Below are 254 nucleotides of genomic sequence, written 5' to 3'. Positions count from 1 at the left end.
GTGCTACCTGCTGCTGTTCGGAGAGCTGCCGAGCGACGAGGAATACGACAAGTTCGCCCAGCTGATCAGCAACCACACCATGGTGCATGAGCAGATCGTCAACTTCTTCAAGGGCTTCCGTCGCGACGCACACCCGATGGCGATCCTGTGCGGCGTGGTCGGTGGCCTCGCTGCCTTCTATCACGACAACCTGAACATCACCAACGAGAAGGAACGCTACGTCAGCGCCGTGCGCCTGATCGCCAAGATGCCGA

The 254-nt window shown here is 59.8% G+C and carries 1 protein-coding gene; it reads left to right on the top strand.

Features of this window, described 5'->3' with window-relative positions:
* Window positions 1–254: citrate/2-methylcitrate synthase (locus R0J88_RS21755; protein WP_410901140.1), on the top strand; the 254-nt coding region annotated here is incomplete at both ends.

This window comes from Pseudoalteromonas sp. SIMBA_162, assembly GCF_046535955.1.
Classification (GTDB): domain Bacteria; phylum Pseudomonadota; class Gammaproteobacteria; order Enterobacterales; family Alteromonadaceae; genus Pseudoalteromonas; species Pseudoalteromonas marina.
This window is presented reverse-complemented; position numbering and strand designations above follow the sequence as displayed.